Source organism: Streptomyces solincola (assembly GCF_002982015.1).
In the GTDB taxonomy this organism is placed as follows: Bacteria; Actinomycetota; Actinomycetes; order Streptomycetales; family Streptomycetaceae; genus Streptomyces; species Streptomyces solincola.
In genome coordinates this window covers 1-5,445 of record NZ_PVLV01000543.1, presented here as the reverse complement: position 1 = coordinate 5,445, position 5,445 = coordinate 1, and the positions used below count along the sequence as shown (strand labels likewise).

The window sequence follows — 5,445 nt, the reverse complement described above, 5'->3', positions numbered from 1 at the left end:
CGACGGGGACGGCGACCCGATGGTGGTGGACTGGCGGGCGCCGGTCTCGCAGCCGTTCTACCGGGCGTCGAGAAAGGACCCGCAGGGCGTGGAGCTGCGGCGGCGGTTCGGTTACACCGGCGGGGAGCTGACCGCGTACGAGGACGAGCGGCTGTCCGAGGACGAGGGGGCGGCACCGGCCGTCTCCCGGCTCCTCCAGGCGGAGATCGAGCGGCCGCGCGTGGGGCCGATGCGGGACATCGTGGCCACCATCCAGCCCGAGCAGGACGAGATCGTGCGCAGCGGGCTGGCCGGCACGGTGTGCGTGCAGGGCGGGCCCGGGACGGGCAAGACGGCGGTGGGGCTGCACCGGGTGGCGTATCTGCTGTACGCGCACCGGGAGCGGCTGGCCCGTACCGGCACCCTGGTGATCGGCCCGAACCGCTCGTTCCTGCACTACATCGAGCAGGTGCTGCCGGCCCTCGGCGAGCTGGCGGTGGGGCAGGCGACGGTGGAGGAGCTGGTCGCGGCGTCGGCGAAGGTGGAGGTGCGCGGCGCGGACGGTGCGGCGGCGGCCGTGGTCAAGGGCGACGCCCGGATGGCGCGGGTGCTGCGCCGGGCGCTGCGCTCGCATGTGGCGATGCCGGCGGAGCCGCTGGTGGTGGTGCGCGGTTCGCGGCGCTGGCGCGTCCCGGCGTACGAGCTGGAGGAGATGGTCCGCGAGCTGCTGGAGCGGGAGATCCGCTACGGGGCGGCGCGCGAGGCCCTGCCGCAGCGGGTGGCGCACGCGGTGCTGGTGCGGATGGAGCAGGCCGGCGAGGCCCCGGACGACCGGGTGCAGGACCAGGTGGCGCGCAATCCGGCGGTGAAGGCGCTGGTCAAGGCGGTGTGGCCGGCGGTGGAACCGGCCCGGCTGGTCTGGCGGCTGCTGTCGGACCCGGAGTTCCTGGCGGTGCACGCGGAGGGGCTGCTGGACGCCGAGGAGCAGAAGGCGGTGCTGTGGGAGAAGCCGGCGCGGTCGGTGCGGTCGGTGAAGTGGTCGGCGGCGGACGCGGTGCTGGTGGACGAGGTGGCGGATCTGGTGGCGCGTACGCCGTCGCTGGGCCATGTGGTGCTGGACGAGGCCCAGGACCTCTCCCCGATGCAGTACCGGGCGGTGGGGCGGCGCTGCTCCACCGGTTCGGCGACGGTGCTGGGGGACCTGGCGCAGGGCACCACGCCGTGGGCGACGGCCAGTTGGGCGGAGGCGCTGGCGCACCTGGGCAAACCGGAGGCGCTGGTGGAGGAGCTGACGGCCGGCTTCCGCGTACCGCGGGAGGTCATCGCGTACGCCTCCCGGCTGCTGCCGCACATGTCGCCGGGACTGGCGCGGGTGCGCTCGGTGCGCGAGGCGCCGGGGTCGCTGGCGGTGCGGGAGGCGGCGGCGGACGGGCGGGACGCGGCGGTGGTGGCGGCGTGCGCGGAGTCGCTGCGGCGGGAGGGGTCGATCGGGCTGATCGCGGCGGACGCCCGCGTACCGGCGCTGGCGGCGGCGCTCGCGGCGGCCGGGCTGGGGTATCTCGCGCCGGGCGAGGAGACCACCGCGGAGGTACGCCTGACGCTGGTGCCGGCGTCGCTGGCGAAGGGCCTGGAGTACGACCACGTGGTGCTGGACGAGCCGGCGGCGGTGGTGGACGGCGAACCGGACGAGCGCACGGGCCTGCGCCGGCTGTACGTGGCGCTGACCCGTGCGGTGTCCGGTCTGGTGGTGGTCCACTCCGCCCCGCTGCCGCGGCAGTTGGCGGACGCCGGCTAGCCGGTCGGCCTGAAGGTGCGCAGCCGCAGGCTGTTGCCGACGACGAAGACGGAGGAGAACGCCATGGCCGCCCCGGCGATCATCGGGTTGAGCAGCCCGGAGGCGGCCAGCGGGATCGCGGCGACGTTGTAGGCGAAGGCCCAGAAGAGGTTGGCCTTGATGGTGGACAGGGTGCGGCGGGCCAGCCTGATGGCGTCGGGCGCGGCCCGCAGGTCGCCGCGGACCAGGGTGAGGTCGCCGGCCTCGATGGCGGCGTCGGTGCCGGTGCCCATGGCCAGGCCCAGGTCGGCCTGGGCGAGCGCGGCGGCGTCGTTGACCCCGTCGCCGACCATCGCCACCGACCGGCCCTCGGCCTGGAGCCGCTTGACGACGTCGACCTTGTCCTCGGGCATGACCTCGGCGATGACCTCCTCGATGCCGACCTCGCGGGCGACGGTGGCGGCGACGGCCTCGTTGTCGCCGGTCAGCAGGATCGGGGTGAGCCCGAGGGCGCGCAGCCGGGCGATGGCCTCGGCGCTGGTGTCCTTGACCGCGTCGGCGACCTCCAGGACCGCGCGGGCCCTGCCGTCCACGGCGACGCAGATCGCGGTGCGGCCGGCCGCCTCCGCCGCCTCCTTGGCCTCGGCCAGCTCGGGCGGCAGGGTGATGGACCACTCGGTGAGCAGCTTCTCCCGGCCGGCGAGGACCGCGTGCCCCTCGACCACGCCCTGGACGCCGAGCCCGGGGACGTTCGCGAAGTCCTCGGGAGCGGGCAGCGGGCCGCTCCGCTCGGCGGCGGCGCGGGCGACGGCGCGGGCGATCGGGTGCTCGGAGGCGTGCTCGACCGCGCCGGCCAGCCTCAGCAGGTCGTCCTCGGTGAACGCGTCGGCCTCGGTCGGCGCCTCGCCCTCGGTCGGCGCCCCGGCTGCGGTCGGCGCCTCGCCCTCGGTCGGCGCTCCGGCTGCGGTCGGCTCGCCGTCGTCGCCGGTGACGTGCACGGCCCGGAGGGTCATGGTGCCGGTGGTGACGGTGCCGGTCTTGTCCAGTACGACGGTGTCGACGGCCCGGGTGGTCTCCAGCACCTCCGGGCCCTTGATCAGGATGCCGAGCTGGGCGCCGCGCCCGGTGCCCACCAGCAGGGCGGTGGGGGTGGCCAGGCCCAGCGCGCAGGGGCAGGCGATGATCAGCACGGCGACCGCGGCGGTGAACGCGGCGGTCAGCCCCGCCCCGTCGACCAGCCAGAACGCGAGGGTGGCCAGCGCCAGGCCGATGACGACCGGCACGAAGACGGCGGAGATCCGGTCGGCCAGCCGCTGGGCGGCGGCCTTGCCGTTCTGGGCGTCCTCGACCAGCTTCGCCATCCGGGCGAGCTGGGTGTCCGCGCCGACCCGGGTGGCCCGCACGACGAGCCGGCCGCCGGCGTTGACGGTGGCGCCGGTGACCGGGTCGCCGGGGCGCACCTCCACCGGCACGGACTCGCCGGTCAGCATCGAGGCGTCCACCGCGGAGGAGCCCTCCAGCACCGTCCCGTCGGTGGCGATCTTCTCGCCCGGGCGGACGACGAACCGGTCGCCGGGGGCGAGCCGGCTGGCCGGGACGGTGGTCTCCCGCCCGTCCGCGCCGAGCAGGGTGACGTCCTTGGCGCCCAGCTCCAGCAGTGCGCGCAGCGCGGCGCCGGCCCGGCGCTTGGAGCGGGCCTCGAAGTAGCGGCCGGCCAGGATGAAGGTCGTCACCCCGGCGGCGACCTCCAGGTAGATGTTCCCGGCGCCGCCGCCGCGCGAGACGGTGAGGCTGAAGGAGTGCGTCATCCCGGGCATGCCCGCGTGGCCGAGGAACAGCGCCCACAGCGACCAGAGGAACGCGGCGCTCACGCCGACCGAGATGAGCGTGTCCATGGTGGCCGCGCCGTGCCGGGCGTTGACCGCGGCCGCCTTGTGGAAGGGCCAGGCGGCCCAGGTGACGACCGGGGCGGCCAGGGTCAGCGAGAGCCACTGCCAGTAGGTGAACTGCCAGGCCGGGACCATCGCGAGGACGATCACCGGCACGGCCAGCACCACCGAGGCGACCAGCCGGTACCGCAGGGTCCGCAGCTCCTCCGGCTCCGCGTCGTCCGCCGTCGGCCCGCCGTCTGCTTCCTCGGCCACGGGCGGCGGCGGCTCGGCGGTGTAGCCGGTGGCCTCGACGGTGGCGATGAGGTCGGCGACCGAGACCTCCGGGGCGTGGGAGACCCGCGCCTTCTCGGTGGCGTAGTTCACGGTGGCCTCGACGCCGTCCATGCGGTTGAGCTTCTTCTCGATCCGGGCCGCGCAGGAGGCGCAGGTCATCCCGCCGATGGTCAGCTCGATCCGGGCCTGGTCCGGGCTGGTGGTCGTCGCCTGGCCGCTGGTGCTCATGACCGCTCCTCTTCCCGTCGCTGCTTCATACCCTCACTCTACATACCCCCCAGGGGTACCTTTCCTCTTCTCATCTATACCCCTCCACCGTATCTCCGCGCAAGCGCCCCCGGCCTCCCGGCAGCCCTCGGCCCCGCGATCGCGGGTACCCGACCCCGTACGCCGGGGACGCAGACCGGCCAAGGTGGCCGCCGGAGCTGCGCACCGGCCCGCTCGCGCATTACGCTGGCCATTGGACTAGACCTGTAGGAATGGAGTGCCCGTGAGCAACCGTGCGGTCCTGGAGGTGATCGCCCTCGACGCCGAGGACGCGATCGCGGCCCAGGCGGGAGGAGCGGACCGGCTGGAACTGGTCACCGACATCGCGGCGGACGGACTCAGCCCGTCGCGGGAGACCTACGCCCGCGTCCGCGCCGCCGTCGACATCCCGCTGCGGGTGATGCTGCGGCAGGCGGACGGCTTCGCGGCCGGCGGCCCGGCGGAGATGGACGCGCTGGTGCGCACCGCGCACGAGCTGCGCGAGGAGGGCGCCGAGGAGTTCGTGCTCGGCTTCCTCGACCAGCAGGGGCATGTGGACCTGGTCGCGGTGGAGCGCCTGGTCGCCGAGCTGGACGGCTGCCGCTGGACCTTCCACCGGGCCATCGACCGGGCAGTCGACCGGGACGCGGTACGCAAGACGCTCGCCGACCTGCCCGGCCTGGACACCTTCCTGACCGCGGGCTCCCCGGCCGGCGTGGACGAGGGCATGGACCTGCTGCTGGCCGAGGCCGCGCGTTTCGGCGAGCCCGGCTACGAGACCCGGCTCCTGGTCGGCGGCGGGCTGCGGCTGGAGCACGTCCCCCGGCTGCGGGACGCCGGGATCACCGGCTTCCACATCGGCGGCGCCGCCCGCCCCGCCGGCTGGACCGCCCCGGTCTCCCCCACGGCGATCCGCACCTGGCGGGCGGCGGTGGACGGCCAGAGCTGAGGCGCGGGCAGCCGGACGAACGCGGGCGGACACGGAGGAAGCGTCCGCTGAGTCCTCGGAAGCCCTCAGTCGAACAGGGCCAGTTCGGCCTCCGTCGCCCCGGCCAGCTCGTACCGGGTGCCGGTCAGCGGCCGCGCGGCGTAGATCCGGACCAGCGTTGCCGAGGAGCCGAGGTAGCGGGCCGGGGGCCGCTCGCCGGAGGCCGCGCCGAGCCGGACCGGATCGTCGCGGTCGTCGAGGTCGGCGTGGAGCGGCACCCCGCCCCGGGCCTCGGTGACGGCGGCGAGCAGGGCCAGGGCGGGGCCGAGCGCCGGGCCCGCGTACGCGGCGGG

3 protein-coding genes and 1 pseudogene are annotated in these 5,445 nt (G+C 75.4%); 2 read left to right on the top strand and 2 right to left on the bottom strand.

The annotated features are described in order from the left end of the window. Positions 1–1,774: HelD family protein (locus tag C6N75_RS26760; protein ID WP_105871450.1), on the top strand; the 1,774-nt coding region annotated here is incomplete at its 5' end. On the opposite strand, the gene C6N75_RS26755 is transcribed toward C6N75_RS26760, so the two are convergent. Next, positions 1,771–4,146: a heavy metal translocating P-type ATPase gene (locus C6N75_RS26755; RefSeq protein WP_105871449.1), complete on the bottom strand. Its 2,376-nt coding sequence runs from the start codon at positions 4,144–4,146 to the stop codon at positions 1,771–1,773. The two genes, C6N75_RS26760 and C6N75_RS26755, sit on opposite strands and share 4 nt — an antisense overlap. A 262-nt stretch (positions 4,147–4,408) precedes the next feature. Between C6N75_RS26755 and C6N75_RS26750 the strand changes: the two genes are divergently transcribed. Further along, positions 4,409–5,113, top strand: a complete 705-nt coding sequence (locus C6N75_RS26750; protein ID WP_105871448.1) for a copper homeostasis protein CutC — start codon at positions 4,409–4,411, stop codon at positions 5,111–5,113. A 65-nt stretch (positions 5,114–5,178) separates the two neighbouring features. On the opposite strand, the pseudogene C6N75_RS30975 reads toward C6N75_RS26750, so the two are convergent. Next, positions 5,179–5,445 (bottom strand): annotated as a pseudogene (locus C6N75_RS30975) (maleylpyruvate isomerase family mycothiol-dependent enzyme); the annotation flags it as partial.

Bases quoted from the DNA above. Each gene is read 5' to 3' on its own strand.
- C6N75_RS26755 (WP_105871449.1), bottom strand. From the start codon at position 4,146: ATGAGCACCAGCGGCCAGGCGACGACCACCAGCCCGGACCAGGCCCGG.